This is a genomic window from Streptomyces sp. NBC_00016 (assembly GCF_045040885.1).
Classification (GTDB): domain Bacteria; phylum Actinomycetota; class Actinomycetes; order Streptomycetales; family Streptomycetaceae; genus Streptomyces; species Streptomyces coriariae.
Genome location: NZ_CP108304.1, coordinates 4,081,448 through 4,095,800 on the forward strand (window position 1 = coordinate 4,081,448; position 14,353 = coordinate 4,095,800).

Sequence of the window (14,353 nt, forward strand, 5' to 3'; positions counted from 1 at the left end):
CCCCTGTCACGGTCCGCGACCCGCGCGACCTCGACGCGGACTTCCGGCCGAAGGTCACGAAAATGTATCGGGCATATCGCCCATCAACCTTCACACGGACCACACGAGTTGGCTACCGTGCCGAAAGGCCGTACGACCCCCACCGGCGAACCCCGCCGGACCGCACGGCCTCCGCCGAGTCCGACGCGTCCGCTCACGCCGACGGAACCGGGGAGTCACCGAGACCTCGGGGTGAATCGGCCCAACGCCCTTCCGGGGGCGGGCCGTAGGGCAACCCTTCCGACATACCTGCCCGAACCCTCCCCCAGTGCCCGACCAGCCTGGGAGAGACCCCCACCGCTGACCCGGCAGGCGGAGCACTGGAAGGAGTCGCCTCCCTTGGCGTCGCAGCACCGCAAGCCGCGCTCCGCGGGCGCGCGCGTGGCGGGGATACGCACCCCCGCCCTCGCCACCGCCGCCCTCACGTCCGTGGCCCTGCTCTCCCAGACGGCGAACGCCGCTCCGTCGGACGACGGCAAGCCGAGCCTGGAGGAGGTCGAGAAGAAGGTCGACGACCTCTACCGCCAGGCGGAGTCGGCGACCGAGAAGTACAACGCCGCCAAGGAGAAGACGACCAAGCAGCGCAAGCGCACCGACAGCCTCGTGGACGACGTCGCCCAGCGCACCCAGAAGCTCAACGAGGCGCGGGAGGAGCTGGGTTCCTACGCGGCGGCCCAGTACCGCACCGGCGCCTCCGCGCCCGACACGGCGGCCTTCCTGCTCGCGGACACCCCGCAGGACTACTTCGACCAGAACCAGCTGATGAGCCGGCTGACCGACCGCCAGAAGGGTGCGGTCGACGACTACGTCACCGAGCAGTCCGCGACGATGAAGCAGCGCCAGGAGGCCACCGAGAGCCTCGCGACGCTCACCGACGCGCAGAGCGACCTGAAGATCGCCAAGGCCGCCGTCCAGAAGAAGCTCGGTGAGGCGCGCGAGCTGCTGTCCCGGCTGACGGCCCAGGAGAAGGCGCGCCTCGCGGCGATCGAGAAGCAGCGGCAGGAGGAGGCCGCGCGCAAGGCGGCGGAGCTCGCCCGGCAGCAGGCGGCGGAGCAGGCCGCGGCCCAGCAGGAGAGCGGCGGCGCGTCGGCGGGCACGGGGTCGTCCTCGACCGCCCCCTCCCCCTCCACCTCCGGCTCCGGCTCCGAGGACCCCTCGTACGCCACCAAGGCCGAGAAGGCGCTCGCCTTCGCCCGCGCGCAGATCGGCAAGCCGTACGTCTGGGGTGCCACGGGTCCCGACTCCTACGACTGCTCGGGCCTCACCCAGGCCGTGTGGAAGGCGGCCGGCGTCACCCTCCCGCGCACCACCTACGACCAGGTGGACGCGGGCACCACGGTCTCCCTCGCCGACGCCCGGCCCGGCGACCTGATCTTCTTCTACGACGACGTCAGCCACGTCGGCGTCTACATCGGCAACGGCATGATGATCCACGCCCCGAAGCCGGGCGCGTACGTCCGCGAGGAGTCCGTCTTCTACGACGGCGAGTCGGGCATCCACAGCGTCGTACGCCCGACCTGAGGACGAAGGGCACCCGGGACACGGGAGCACGCGCGCGTGGGGCTTCGTTCTCGAGCGACATGATCCACCCCACCCCCTGCACCCCACCCCGGGCCTGCCCACACCCCCGCACCCCCACCTCGGACCTGCGCACACCCCTCGCCTGCACCCCGGACCTGCGCACACCCCTCGCCCTGCACCCCGGACCTGCGCACACCCCTCGCCCTGCACCCGCGCGTTTTTCTGCGCGCCCGCGCGCGTGCCCCGCTTCCGCAGCGCGCCGTGCTCCTTAGCATCGGCCGCATGCCAGGCTCCCACGCCCTCCCGTCGCCGGCCCCCTCCCCCGGCTCCCCGCTCCACGTCTGGTGGGCGCAGCGGCCACCGGCGGCGGGTGCCGCGGTCATGGCGACCGGCGTCCTGTCGATCGGACTGCACCTGACGGGATACGACGTCCTGTCCCGCGTCACCCTGGCGATGGCGGGCGTCGCGTGGGTGGCGCTGGCGGCGGACTTCATCGTGCGGCTGGTGCGCAAGCGCGAGCGGTGGCTGACGGAGGCGGGCATGCCCGGGGCGCTCAACGCGGTGGCGGCGACGACCGTGCTCGGCACGCGGGTCTCCACGCTCGGCCGGCACACCCTCGCCGAGGCGCTGCTGGCGCTGGCGGCGGTGCTGTGGCCCGTGCTGCTCGTGACCGTCGTACGGCAGTGGAGGCGGGGCATGCCGGGGGTGGTGTTCCTGTGCTGTGTGGCCACCCAGGGGCTCGCCGTGCAGGGAGCGGTCCTCGCGGAGGCGGAGGCGGTGGCCTGGCTCGCGCACACCGCGCTCGTGCTGTTCTGGCTCGGGCTCGTGCTCTACGGCGTCGCCCTGGCCCTCTTCGACCTGCGGCAGGTGGCCGAGGGCGCCGGGGACCAGTGGGTGGCGGGCGGCGCGCTCGCCATCTCGGCGCTGGCGGGGGCGGGTCTCCTCGCGGCCGACGACGGGGGCCTGTACCTGTGGAACGCCGACGACACCGGCGTCCTGCGCACGGTGACCGTGGCGCTGCTGGTGCTCGCCCTGGCCTGGTACGCCGTCCTGCTCCTCGCCGAGGTGCGGTGGCCGCGTCCGCGCTACGACATGTGCCGCTGGGCGACCGTGTTCCCGATGGGCATGACGGCGGCGGCGACCTTGTCCGTCGCCGCCGCTGTCGACGTGCCGTCGCTGAAGGGACCCGGAGAGGTGCTGCTGTGGGTCGCGGCAGCGGCCTGGCTGGCCGTCGCCGTGGCGGCCCTGGCCGCGGCCCGCGTCTCCCTCAGGTCCAGAGCACCGCGATGAAGATGTTCGTCACGGTCAGCAGTCCGACCAGGGCGAACAGGGGCTTCTTCACCGCCGTCTCGTCCCGCTTCACATAGACGAGGGCGAGGATCACGATCAGCAGAGCAAGCTTCACGCCGATCTTGGCATTGTCGACGTCCTGGTCGTCCGCCCGGTTGAGGCTGACCAGGATCACACCGGTGACCAGCATGGTCACCGCGCCGCGGAGCATCAAGGGGGTGAAGCGGGCCGTGTCCTGGCCGCCCAGGGCCTTCAACTGCGTGAGGTAGCCGCCCAGAAGCGAGGCGATGCCGATGATGTGCAGGCCGACGAAAAGATGAATGAGTAAGTTCATGAGGCCGGATGCTATTGCGCGGTGGAGGTGTCCCGACAGCCGCTCTCCGCCAAGGCTCAAGCCGCATATATGCGCCCCATAGCATCTGGCCCCTTTCACTTGTCTCGAAATAGCCGTTTCGGTCAACGCGCCGCGCGAACCCGACGGCCCGGGTCCGATCTTTCGGGCATTTGTGATCATGAAGTGGTCCGCTCGTGTCACTTCCGCACTTCGCGTTACCGGACTGTCACAGCCGGGCCTAGCGTCCTCCCCCAGGTGACCGGCTCCCCACCGCCGCCCGGGCCAGGGGCGGCAGTCGGCCACCACCGCCGAGAAGGTCCGGCGGCGTCCCGCTCCCCCTGTGCGGGCCGTCGCCGGACGCGTCAACCGCCCTCCGGGGCCGTCCGTCCGCTCCCCCGACGGCTCTCCGGCAGCTGTACGGACGGATGAGGCGGTCGTACGAAAGGACGTGCAGTCCCACGTGGCAGCGCACCGCAAGCCCCGACAGCGCTCGCTCGGCGGCCAGACGGCCCGCACGGCGTTCACCCTCGCTCTCGCGGGCGCCGCGACGGCGACGGCCTTCGACGGGACCGGACAGGCCGAACCGAACCTGACTCCGGTCCAGGTCAAGGCGAAGGTGGCGAAGCTCTACCAGGAGGCGGAGGAAGCCACCGAGAAGTACAACGGCGCCCGGGAGAAGGCGACGGCGGCCGAGCAGCGACTGGAGAGTCTGCGGGACGAGGCGGCGCGCAAGGAGGAGAAGCTCAACACTGCGCGGGAGACGCTGGGTTCGATGGCGGCGGCGCAGTACCGCAGCACCGGGCTCGACCCGGCCGTGCAACTGGCCCTCTCCGACGACCCCGACCGCTACCTCGACGGCGCCGCCTTCGCCGAACGGGCCGGCGACCGCCAGTCGGCCGCCGTCACCCGAGTACGCAGACAGCTGCGGGAGATCGAGCAGCTGCGCGGCGCCGCGCGTGTCGAACTGACCTCGCTCAAGACGCGCCAGGCCGAGCTGAAGACGCACAAGAAGACGATCACCGGCAAACTCGACGCGGCGCGCCGCCTGCTGAGCCAACTGACGGCGGCGGATCGGTCCCGGATCGGCGAGGAAACGAGCGGCGGCACCGCGAGCGGCCGCGCCTCACGCTCCTCGGCAGACGGACGCGACGGCCTCCAGGCCCCCGGCACAACCACCGACCGAGCCCCCAACTCCCGTGCCGCAGATGCCGTTTCCTACGCCTATTCCAAGCTCGGCAGCCCCTACGTGTGGGGCGCGACCGGGCCGAACGCCTTCGACTGCTCGGGCCTGGTCCTCGCCTCGTACCGCTCCGCCGGCGTCTCCCTGCCCCGCACCACCTACGCCCAGATCGGCGCCGGACAGCGCGTCTCCCGCTCCGAACTCCTCCCGGGCGACATGGTGTTCTTCTACTCCGGCATCACCCACGTCGGCCTCTACATCGGCGACGGCCAGATGATCCACGCACCGAACCCGTCGGCTCCGGTGCGCGTGGCACCCATCGACGAGATGCCGTTCGCGGGCGCGACACGCGTCGTGTGAGTCCGCCCGGTGAGGCACGCCCAGTCAGGCACGCCCAGTCAGGCAGCCCGTCCCTCACACCAGCCGTCGTGCCGTGGCCCAGCGGGTCAGCTCGTGCCGGTTGGACAGCTGGAGCTTGCGCAGCACCGCCGAGACATGCGACTCGACCGTCTTGACGGAGATGAAGAGCTGCTTGGCGATCTCCTTGTAGGCATAGCCCCGGGCGATGAGCCGCAGCACCTCGCGCTCGCGCTGGGTGAGACGGTCCATGTCCTCGTCGACCGGCGGAGCGTCCGTCGAGGCGAAGGCGTCGAGCACGAACCCGGCGAGTCGCGGCGAGAACACGGCATCGCCCTCCTGCACCCGGAAGATGGAGTTCACGAGGTCGGTGCCGGTGATCGTCTTGGTGACATAGCCGCGAGCGCCGCCCCTGATCACCCCGATCACGTCCTCCGCGGCGTCCGAGACGGACAGGGCGAGGAAGCGCACCGGCCGCTCGGCGTCGGCCATCAACGGAGCGCAGCGGCGCAGTACTTCGACCCCGCCGCCGCCCGGCAGATGGACGTCGAGGAGGACCACCTCGGGCCGGGTCGCGGTGATCACCGTGACGGCCTGGTCTACGTCCGCCGCCTCGCCGACGACCTCGACGCCGGTCTGCTCGGTCTGGCCGATCTCGGCCTGCACTCCCGTACGGAACATGCGGTGGTCGTCGACGAGGACCACGCGCACATGGCGCCCGCCCGTGCCGCCGCCGGAGGACTGCGCCGGCTCGGCCGCCTCCGCCGCTCCCCCTGTGCTGTTCGTGTCGGTCGGGTCGCTCATGACGTCTTCTCCGCCCTCTCCATCTCCAGTTCGACCTCCGTGCCGCCGTCCGGGACGGCCCGCAGTCGCGCCGTGCCCCCGTGGCGCTCCATGCGGCCGATGATCGATTGTCTGACGCCCATGCGGTCGGCGGGTATCGAGTCGAGGTCGAAGCCGGGTCCGCGGTCCCGGACGGACACGAAGACCGTCCTGCCCTCGACTTCGGCGTAGACCTGCACGGCGCCGCCCTCGCCACCGTACTTGGCCGCGTTCACCATCGCCTCACGCGCGGCCTGCATCTGTGCCCCGACCCGTTCGTCGAGCGGGCAGTCGCCGACGACCACGACCTCGATGGGGACGCCGTGCTTGTCCTCGACCTCGGCGGCGTTGCGCCGCACCGCGTCGGCGACCGTGGTCGGCTCGTCGGCCTCCTCCTTGCCGGTGCCCTCGGGTTTGTAGAGCCAGGTGCGCAGGTCTCGCTCCTGGGCGCGGGCGAGGCGGCGCACCTCCCCGGCGTTCTCCGCGTTGCGCTGGATCAGGGTCAGGGTGTGCAGCACCGAGTCGTGGACGTGTGCGGCGACCTCCGCGCGCTCCTGGGCCCGGATGCGCATCAGGCGCTCCTCGGAGAGGTCCTGGGTCATACGGACCAGGTAGGGGCCGGCGAGGAGCGTGATGCCGACGAGGACGGCGAGGGCCGCCTGGAGCACGGAGCCGAGGTGGGCGGCGGAGCCCTGGAGGACGAAGATGCCGGAGACGCCGGCCGTGACGAGCAGGACGCCGGCGCCCGCGCGCAGGAGCGTGAGCGTACGGCGTCTGCGGCCGACCTCGACCCAGCGGGCCCGGCGCGCGTTGTCCGCCTGGCGCCAGACGAGGGCGACGCCCGCGCCGACGAGTACGGCGGGCAGCAGATACGCCTTGGCGCCGCTGCCCAGATTCACATTGCCCACGAAGACCATGGCGATGACGACCATGAGGAGGAGCGCGACGATCTGCCCCTTGTCCGGTTTGCGGGCGACGAGCCTGCGACGGCCGTCGGGCGCGGTCTCGGTGCCGACCAGCGCCGGGGGCTTCTGGCCGCCGACCCCGCCGACCCCGAGCGGCACGAAGAACCAGAAGGCCGCGTAGAGCAGGGCGCCGAGGCCGTCCGCCATGAACAGGCCGGCGAAGACGAGCCGCACCCACACCACGGGCAGCCCGAGATGCCCGGCGAGCCCCCGCGCCACGCCCCCGAGCCAGCGTCCGTCACTGCTGCGGTAGAGCTTGCGCGGCGGCCGCGGTTCGACGAGTGGCACTGTTGCGGCTTCCGGCATGCCAACGATGGTCACACGGGCGCCGGTCCCGGGCATCAGGGTTCGCCCCCGAGACTCCCCTGATCTCCGGGGTCCTCGCCCGTCGAACGCCTCCCCCGCCCCGGATCAGGGCCGATATCAGGGTCCGACCAGGGTCGTTCCGACTGCCGCGAGGGCGGCTCGCCCGCCACCATGGACTCATGACAGATCACCAGCACGCCGCGGACGCCGTGCCCGACGGGGGCACCGCGCCCGACGCGGCCGCCCCGTCCTCCGGCGCCCGGGGCGCCGCGGGTGAGGAACCTCGCGCGCACGAGCGGGCGGGCGCGCACGAGAAACAGGGAGAGGGCGCGGGACGCGACCCGTCGGAGGGCTCCGGCCCGGACGCGGGCACGAATACCGGCGAGGGCACGGACGCCGACGACAGGACAGTGGTCGAGGCGGCCACCGAGGCCGCGACCGCCGCCGCGGCGGCGGCGGCCCGCACCGGCGCGGCAACCAACGGCGGGACGGAATCCGACGACGGTTCGCCGGACGGAAACCGAGGGCCGGGAGAAGGCCCGGGCCCGGGGGGAAGCCGCGGACCGGGTGGTCCCCGGGCACCGCAAGCGGCCGAAGCGGTCGGGCCTCCGCCCAGGTTCCGGCGGGACCGGGAGCACAAGGTGCTCGCCGGGGTGTGCGCGGGCCTCGGGCGGCAGTGCGACATGGATCCGGTGATCTTCCGGATCACGCTCGCCGTGCTCTCCGCGACCGGCGGCATCGGCCTCATCTTCTACGGCTTCGCCTGGCTCTTCGTCCCCTACTCCGACAACGAGCAGAACGAGGTGCGCAAGCTCCTGACCGGCCGGGTCGACGGCCAGGCTCTCGCGGCCGTGCTGTTCGCGCTGGTCGGCTGCGGGGTGTTTCTGTCGATGCTGAACAACGGCAGCGTGCTGACCTTCGCCGTTGTCGTCTCCTTCCTCCTCGCGGGCGCCGGCTACTGGTCACGGCACCGGGACGCCTCGGACCCCGACCCGCTGGCCGCACAGGCCGTGGCCGACGCCCCGCCGGAGGCCCAGGCACCGCCCGCCCCCTCCGCCTACCCCTCCTGGTGGCGCGACCCCATCGTCAAGGACGGCACCCACGACGGCGGCACGGGCTATCTGTGGGGCCCGTGGGACGCCCGGGCCCGGGACATCACGGAGACCATCGACGTCGACCTCGTCGGCCACACGCGCCGCCCCGAGGACATACGCACCCTGCACAGGCCGTACGCCGGACCGCGCGGCCCGCGCTGGATCGGTGGCTGGCTCTTCCTGCTCGCCGTTCTCGCGGCCGCCCTCGTCACCCGGCTCACCTGGGACGACCACCCGCTCGGCACCAGCCTGCAGGCGGGGCTCGCGGCGGCGCTCATCGTGCTCGGCGTGGGTATCGCGGTCAGCTCGTTCCTGGGGCGGACCGGAGCGGGCTCGGTCTTCCTGGCGATCGTCACGGCGGGTCTGCTGGCCGGTACGGCCGTCCTGCCCAAGGACATCGGGACGCACTGGATCGACACGGTGTGGCAGCCCGCCGCGGTGGCGGACGTACGGACGGCCTACGACCTGGGCACCGGGGACGGCACCCTGGACCTGTCCCGGCTGCAACTCGCGAAGGGACAGACCGTGAGCACCAATGCCGAGGTGGGGGCGGGCCGACTGCGGGTGATCGTCCCGCCGGACGTGACCGTGAAGGTGAGGATCGACGTGGGGCTGGGAGACATCCAGCTGCCGGGCGACGACGAGAAGGATGTGGACGTGCAGCCGGGCAAGCACAAGGAGGTGACCCTGTCGCCGGTCTCGGGCGCCAAGGACGCCGGGACCATCGACCTCGACCTCCAGGTCGGCGTGGGACAGGCGGAGGTGGCCCGTGCTGCGTCATGAGTTCCGGCCCGGCAGGCTGGTCGCCGGCGCCTTCTTCACCCTCGCGGGCGTCATCTACGCAGGTGACGCGGGCGGCCTCTGGGAGACGCCGTGGTTCGTGGTGATCCCGGTCGTCACGGCCGGACTCTGTCTGGCGGGCGCGACGGGCGTCGTGGCGAGGAGCATACGCAGACGACGAGGCCCGTCCCACCGGACCACTCCGGCCGAGACCGGCCCGGACCCGGCCGCCTGATCGACTGACCGGCCAACCGGCCAACCGGCCAACCGGCCAACCGGCCGAGGGGCAGACGGGCTGACCGGCTCACCAGCGGAGGAACAGACGGGCGGGGGGGCAGACCGGCGGAGGGGCAGACGGGCAGTCCGGCCGGCCGGACGATCCACGCGTCGCGGTGGGCCGTCCGGGCGTAGGCCCTACCTGCCCCTGGTTCCCGCTCGCTGTCGCCGCCTGGAGCGCCAGGCGGCGTCGAGGGAGAGGACGGGGGCGCCGGCGAGAACCAGGGGCAGCCAGGCCATCAGGTAGGCGAGGTCACTGGCGTACCGCTGTTGTAGGGTCCTCCCCCGTGAAGCAAGTACGGGTCCTGATCGCCCTACGGATCAGCAACGAGACGGACGCCTCTACCTCCCTGGAAAGGCAGCTACAGGACTGCCGACAGCACGTCGCAGAGAGGGCACACCTCGGGTGGGTGGAGGTGGGCGTAGCCAAGGATGCCCACATCTCCGCTACCAAGTCTCACCCATTCGAGAGACCAGAACTCGGCGAGTGGCTCAACAATAAGGCACCTGAGTTTGATCTGATTCTCTTCTGGAAGATGGACCGCTTTGTTCGCAAGGTGGTCGACATGCAGGACATGATTAGGTGGGCATCTGAGCATGGCGGTAAGGCACTGGTCTCCGTAAAGGAACCCGTCCTCGACATGGTGGGCCCTTTCCGCCATGTCATCATCGATCTGTTTGCGGCCATTGCTGAGATGGAAGCCCAGAACATCAGCATGAGGGTCAAGAGCTTTCAGAAGTACGCCAAAACCAAAAATGTCTGGGCCAAGGGAAATCCTCCTTACGGTTACGAGACCTACCGTGGAGAAGACGGGGCAATGTATCTCCAGGTTCGGGAGAGCCAGAAGAAGGTAATCCGCGAACTGCATGAGCGGGTGATTGCCGGTGAGTCCTATTCAGGGATAGCCGATGACCTGAACGAGAGAGGTGTCCTCTCTCCAGGGGCAGAGCGCATGTCCAATCGGAGAAAGGAACAAGGTGTTCAGCCTCCCATCTGGCGGCCCCGTTCCATCACCTCCATCCTCCAGTCTGAAACCATCCTCGGCTGGAAGTGCGAGGAAGTGAAGGTTCCCGGAAAAAAGTACGGGAGGTCTCAAGCGATCCTCACCGCTGAGGGAAAAATCAGGATGGCTGATCCCATCATCGAAGACGAAGAGTGGGTCAAGCTGCAAGAGGAAATGCAGAATCGCCCTAGCTCCGCTCGACGCACGACAAAGAACACGACTGCCTATCGGGGGGTTGTCCTGTGTGGAGGCTGCGGCCGGAACCTTTACCTATTCAATCCGGAGAGGCAGCAGGGCAAGCCGGTGTACCGCTGTAATGCTGCGGCCAATCGAAAGTCCTGCGGAACGGGATACGCATTCCGTGCTGAGAAGGTTCGGGAGATCGTAGAGACCATGGTCCTGGGAGTAGTCGGAGAATTCCCCATGTTCGAGAGGATCTACGTAAAGGGATCTAGCAACACTCAGAGGCTCCGAGAGATTGAGTCCTACGTCCAGGAGCTACAGCAGTCCGTTAGGCCGGGAGGCAGGAACTCAGCCGGGTTCGCCAAGACCTCCACTGAGGCCGAGATTGCTGCTCTATTCGAAGAACATGATTCCCTGTCAGTAGAGGGAGACAAGCCGGATCGTTACGAGTTCCGGGATACCGGGGAAACATTCCGCCACATGTGGGAACGCAACAAGAACAATGAGGCTGAGAGGACACGGCATCTACTGAAGGCAGGAATCAGCATCCGACTCAATCCCCAAAAGCCGGGAGTCTCGAATACCCTCGACTTCAACGCAGAGGTAGACCTAGGGAATCTGTCGGAACCGTTCACAGCTCACTGACCAATAGCAGCAAGTAAGGGCCCGGCCCGCTCGGTCGGGCCTTTCTGTTGCCTCAAGGGCTCTGACAAATCCACAGAAGGGCTGCTTTCATCACCGACACTGGACCTGAATGGGTCATCTGAGCCCTACACAACCCCCGGCACTCGGTCGGGGGTTTTCTCATGTCCGCACGGAAAATAAGGAATCCAGGATGTGGACAGATTCAGCAAAAAGCGCCTCTCGCCCAGTAATACCAAGCCCCCGTGATTGTAGTCACACGCCTAAATTACCTCTCTTTATTGCCCCCCAAGGCCACGAGGACCCGTACGCGTTGGAAGCCTCTCTCACGCTCCGATCGGGAAACGCTCATAGGCAGACCCTCCCCCCACCCCCTGGACCCATATGAGCACTCACAAGCACTCTCAGCAACACCACGAAACGAGTGCTGCTAAAGCTTCCGTCGACATCATCGACAAACAAGTCTGAGCGCTTGCCTAAGCTCCTTTCTCCCAACCTTCGGGCTGGCACTCTCGCTCTCTTCTCTCGGCCTCTCAGATCGAAGCTCACGACGTTGCCGACACGGCAGACCAAAGCCACTCAACGTAGGTAGACGATCGGTGCCGGAGGACGGGCCACAAGGGGGCCGCTGGACGGCTCAAGACCCCGGAGTCAGGTTGGGCGCTGGGGAGGCCCTGAGATGGCGGCAGGGGGCGACACAGGGCCCCGGGGGTCTTGCCGACAAGCCATTACCCCAGACATGCCGAAGGGGCCGATCCCCAGGGGTCTTGCTGAGCAACCGTCCCGGCCACTCGATCCAGGTCAAAGAAGGGGTCCCCCCCTATGCCGACGGCCGTACTCCCTGGCTTGGGACGTCAACTCATGGGCAGTTATTGATACTTGCTCTTAGGCAGCTGGAAAACACCCCTTACCTGAAATTCACCCTCCCACTTACTTAGTTACTTAGTTACTTAGTTAGGTGGTCCACCTAAAAAAGTCTGAGACCCAGATCACAGAGACTCCGTACAACCATTCAGGCTGCCCTCGTGTCTTACCTAGTGGTCAGACTCATCGGCCGACCTACCCCAGTCGAAACCGGCTGGAAACTCGACGGCGCTTTAGCCTGCCTTAAAACTGTCCAAGTCGCATCAATGCAAACCGGAGGTCAGGCTTGCCGTTCCCGCAGATGAACCCGAGAGAATGCCGAGACGCTCTAGCCGCCGAGCTATCCGAAGTGCTGCACAAGCAGGGGCTGAGTCAGCCTGAGATATTCGAAACTTTGCAACGTCTGGGGGTTCCGGTATCCGTGGCCCACACGATCAGCCATAGCGCCAACCGCTAGTTTCATCTAAACCTTGATGTTCTATTTGATCTGAGCTTCCGCCGGACGACCAGCTCGACCCAACAATCCAATATAACGAGAACCCATCAGGGGCTAGTCATTTCGACTGGCCCCTTTTTCATGCCCAAGGAGCCAACACATGAACACTCACGACTGCACAGTCCCTCTCGGCTGCACGCCCTTCGATCCTTGCTCGACCTTCTTTGAACCTGCGACTCCCCTGGAAGACCGACGTCTTCCCGACCTCCGGCCCGAGGAGGCCAATAAGACGACTGGCCCTGAAACACCGATACCGAACGGCCGAGCGGTGAAGGCTACGTACGACGTCAAGGAGCTGGTCTCTCGCATGTTGATTGATGAGTTCGGTCCAGGCGGCTGGATTGCAGAGAACTACGGAGATCAGTTCAATCGGGAACACCTTCTCTGGACTCTCGTTCTCATCCGAAGTGTGAACGGTCGTACCGGTTGCACCCACCGAGGAGACAAAGACATTGCCCAATCTCTCGGATACACAGGGAACAACCACCCAGGGACTGAAACCCGAAAGCTACTGAAGAAGATGGGGTTCTTCATCGAGACCGGCCGGAAGAGTGGCCGGGTAAAGGAGCTACGCCTGTCGGTCCCGAGTGCACTCCTGAACTCTGAGACCTACCAAGGAACCTTTGATGACTCACTGGTGTGACTTCAGGTCTCCATGTTCCCCCTGGAGGGGGAACTAAGTAGGAAGCAGTAAGAGTAAAGCTCAGAGCCTAAAGCTCTGAGCATATAGATATAGGTAGCTCGACTGAGGGTCGAGCAGTAAGCCGACAAATGCGGCTACGTAGATATCTCTATCTCAGATGCAAGGGAACCGTAAGAGTTCCCGATAGATGTTCGTCATCCTCAGATGGATGACTTGTTATCGGCCAGCGGGCAGAGCTGGCCTCTATGTAGATCTGATCCCGAACGGATCAACCCACCGTCAGCCTTATTAATCAGGAGCCAACCCATGAGCAAGCAGAAGAAGACCAAGACCGAGAAGCTGGACGATGCGGCTACCGCCATCCTCACCAAGAATGGATGGGTAGACCAGATGGTCCCCGAGTCCAAGCGGAACGAGGACTCGTCCCCGGTCTGCGCCTCAGCCGATTGGCTTGCAGGAGGAATCGAAGATTTTCTAGACCTGAACCTGACTAACACTGGCTTCACTATCCAGGGGGAAGCCCGGTCCACTGAGGTCATCCATTACTGCCAGTGGAGGGATGCGGCTGGGGCTTGCATGGAAGAGCTGTACGGCCCCTCTGAGCGACGGGGACGGGGCCGCCCTCGGAAGTGGTGCCCGAAGCACCAGAGACCCGCTAAAAGCCGGACTGAGAGCCTTCGTGCGGCTGGCATATCGATCGAGACTCATAGGAACCTGAGCTACAGGCCGAAGAGCGAGGTAGTGGTTAGCCTGCCGGTTCCCGAGTTTCTTCGAGGGTTGGTTTCGGATCGCACTGTGTGCCTGACTGCCGACAAGGCCAAGTGGATTAGCAAGCCCTCGAACGACAGTGGATCGAATGTTGATCAGTATGAACAAAACAGAGCGGTCTGGAGGTCCGGCAACCTTCCTCGTCGTGTTCGTTAGCCGTCTATGTTCGTCCCAGAAACCTGACGGATGGTCAGGGCCGGCGGCGACCGGTCGGAAATCGCATGACGTAAGTCCAATCTTCCCCGAAGGAAGCGCTGACATCGATCTGGCACTTATTGGTAGAAGGTGAAGGGATCAGATGACCTCTCTCAAGTTCTCTCGATCTTCTTTCTCTCCGTAACAAGGTTCGTGTGGCTCCGCCGTTGTTCATGGTGGGGAAGGCCCCTGGCTTTCGAGTCGGGGGCCTTCCCTTTTGGGCCATAGAGCTTTGCCAAATCATAGAAAGGTAGGCCCAGTGAAGACGTGTGCTAGATGTCAGCACGACAAAGCGCTGACTGAGTTCAATAAGAGCCCGACCCATTCGTCAGGCCTACAGCCATATTGCCGGGAGTGTCAGCGTGAGTACTTCCGAGCGTGGTCGTCCAAGAACCAGCGAATGACGTTTCCCCGTCACGCCGCATAACCACCGAGACAGGAGCAAGAGCCATGAGTGAAGAGATTACTGAGACTGAAGAGCCCTTCCGGGCGAAGACCATGAATTCTTACGCCGACATGATCGCCATGATTCAGCGGCATCCGCAGTTGCGAGAGGGGTACGGAGATGACGAGTAACGCTACGCCCCGACTGCT

General features: G+C 66.6%; 12 protein-coding genes. 9 read left to right on the forward strand and 3 right to left on the reverse strand.

Annotated elements, in window-relative coordinates; translation table 11 throughout:
• Positions 1-378: 378 nt before the first annotated feature.
• Together OG933_RS17920 and OG933_RS17925 are read left to right on the forward strand one after the other, a co-directional pair.
• Complete coding sequence (locus tag OG933_RS17920; protein WP_405627815.1) at positions 379-1,560, forward strand: NlpC/P60 family protein; 1,182 nt, start codon at positions 379-381, stop codon at positions 1,558-1,560.
• 282 nt (positions 1,561-1,842) lie between these two features.
• Positions 1,843-2,850, forward strand: a complete 1,008-nt coding sequence (locus OG933_RS17925; RefSeq protein WP_405627816.1) for a tellurite resistance/C4-dicarboxylate transporter family protein — start codon at positions 1,843-1,845, stop codon at positions 2,848-2,850.
• Here OG933_RS17925 and OG933_RS17930 read toward each other — a convergent pair.
• Positions 2,828-3,184, reverse strand: a complete 357-nt coding sequence (locus tag OG933_RS17930; RefSeq protein ID WP_054242407.1) for a hypothetical protein — start codon at positions 3,182-3,184, stop codon at positions 2,828-2,830. The genes OG933_RS17925 and OG933_RS17930 overlap by 23 nt on opposite strands.
• Positions 3,185-3,644: 460 nt before the next feature.
• Between OG933_RS17930 and OG933_RS17935 the strand changes: the two genes are divergently transcribed.
• Positions 3,645-4,724 carry an NlpC/P60 family protein gene (locus OG933_RS17935; protein WP_405627818.1) on the forward strand — a complete coding sequence of 360 codons (1,080 nt, stop codon included), beginning with the start codon at positions 3,645-3,647 and terminating at the stop codon, positions 4,722-4,724.
• Positions 4,725-4,778: 54 nt separating this feature from the next.
• On the opposite strand, the gene OG933_RS17940 is transcribed toward OG933_RS17935, so the two are convergent.
• Positions 4,779-5,525 carry a response regulator transcription factor gene (locus OG933_RS17940; RefSeq protein ID WP_362517722.1) on the reverse strand — a complete coding sequence of 249 codons (747 nt, stop codon included), beginning with the start codon at positions 5,523-5,525 and terminating at the stop codon, positions 4,779-4,781.
• Positions 5,522-6,850 (reverse strand): PspC domain-containing protein, encoded by a 1,329-nt coding sequence (locus OG933_RS17945; RefSeq protein ID WP_405627819.1) that lies wholly within the window; start codon positions 6,848-6,850, stop codon positions 5,522-5,524. The genes OG933_RS17940 and OG933_RS17945 overlap by 4 nt, the downstream gene beginning before the upstream one ends.
• 143 nt (positions 6,851-6,993) lie before the next feature.
• Between OG933_RS17945 and OG933_RS17950 the strand changes: the two genes are divergently transcribed.
• From OG933_RS17950 to OG933_RS17975, 6 genes are all read left to right on the forward strand, one after another.
• Positions 6,994-8,691, forward strand: a complete 1,698-nt coding sequence (locus OG933_RS17950) for a PspC domain-containing protein (RefSeq protein WP_405627820.1) — start codon at positions 6,994-6,996, stop codon at positions 8,689-8,691.
• Entirely contained in the window at positions 8,678-8,923 is a 246-nt protein-coding gene (locus OG933_RS17955; protein ID WP_362517729.1) for a hypothetical protein, read from the forward strand. The genes OG933_RS17950 and OG933_RS17955 overlap by 14 nt, the downstream gene beginning before the upstream one ends.
• A gap of 328 nt (positions 8,924-9,251) precedes the next feature.
• Positions 9,252-10,796, forward strand: coding sequence for a recombinase family protein (locus OG933_RS17960; RefSeq protein ID WP_405627822.1), 1,545 nt, complete (start codon positions 9,252-9,254; stop codon positions 10,794-10,796).
• Positions 10,797-12,253: 1,457 nt separating this feature from the next.
• Positions 12,254-12,796 (forward strand): hypothetical protein, encoded by a 543-nt coding sequence (locus OG933_RS17965; protein WP_405627823.1) that lies wholly within the window; start codon positions 12,254-12,256, stop codon positions 12,794-12,796.
• A gap of 306 nt (positions 12,797-13,102) precedes the next feature.
• Positions 13,103-13,720, forward strand: a complete 618-nt coding sequence (locus tag OG933_RS17970; protein WP_405627824.1) for a hypothetical protein — start codon at positions 13,103-13,105, stop codon at positions 13,718-13,720.
• Between the two features lie 489 nt (positions 13,721-14,209).
• Entirely contained in the window at positions 14,210-14,335 is a 126-nt protein-coding gene (locus tag OG933_RS17975; protein WP_405627826.1) for a hypothetical protein, read from the forward strand.
• Positions 14,336-14,353: the final 18 nt, after the last annotated feature.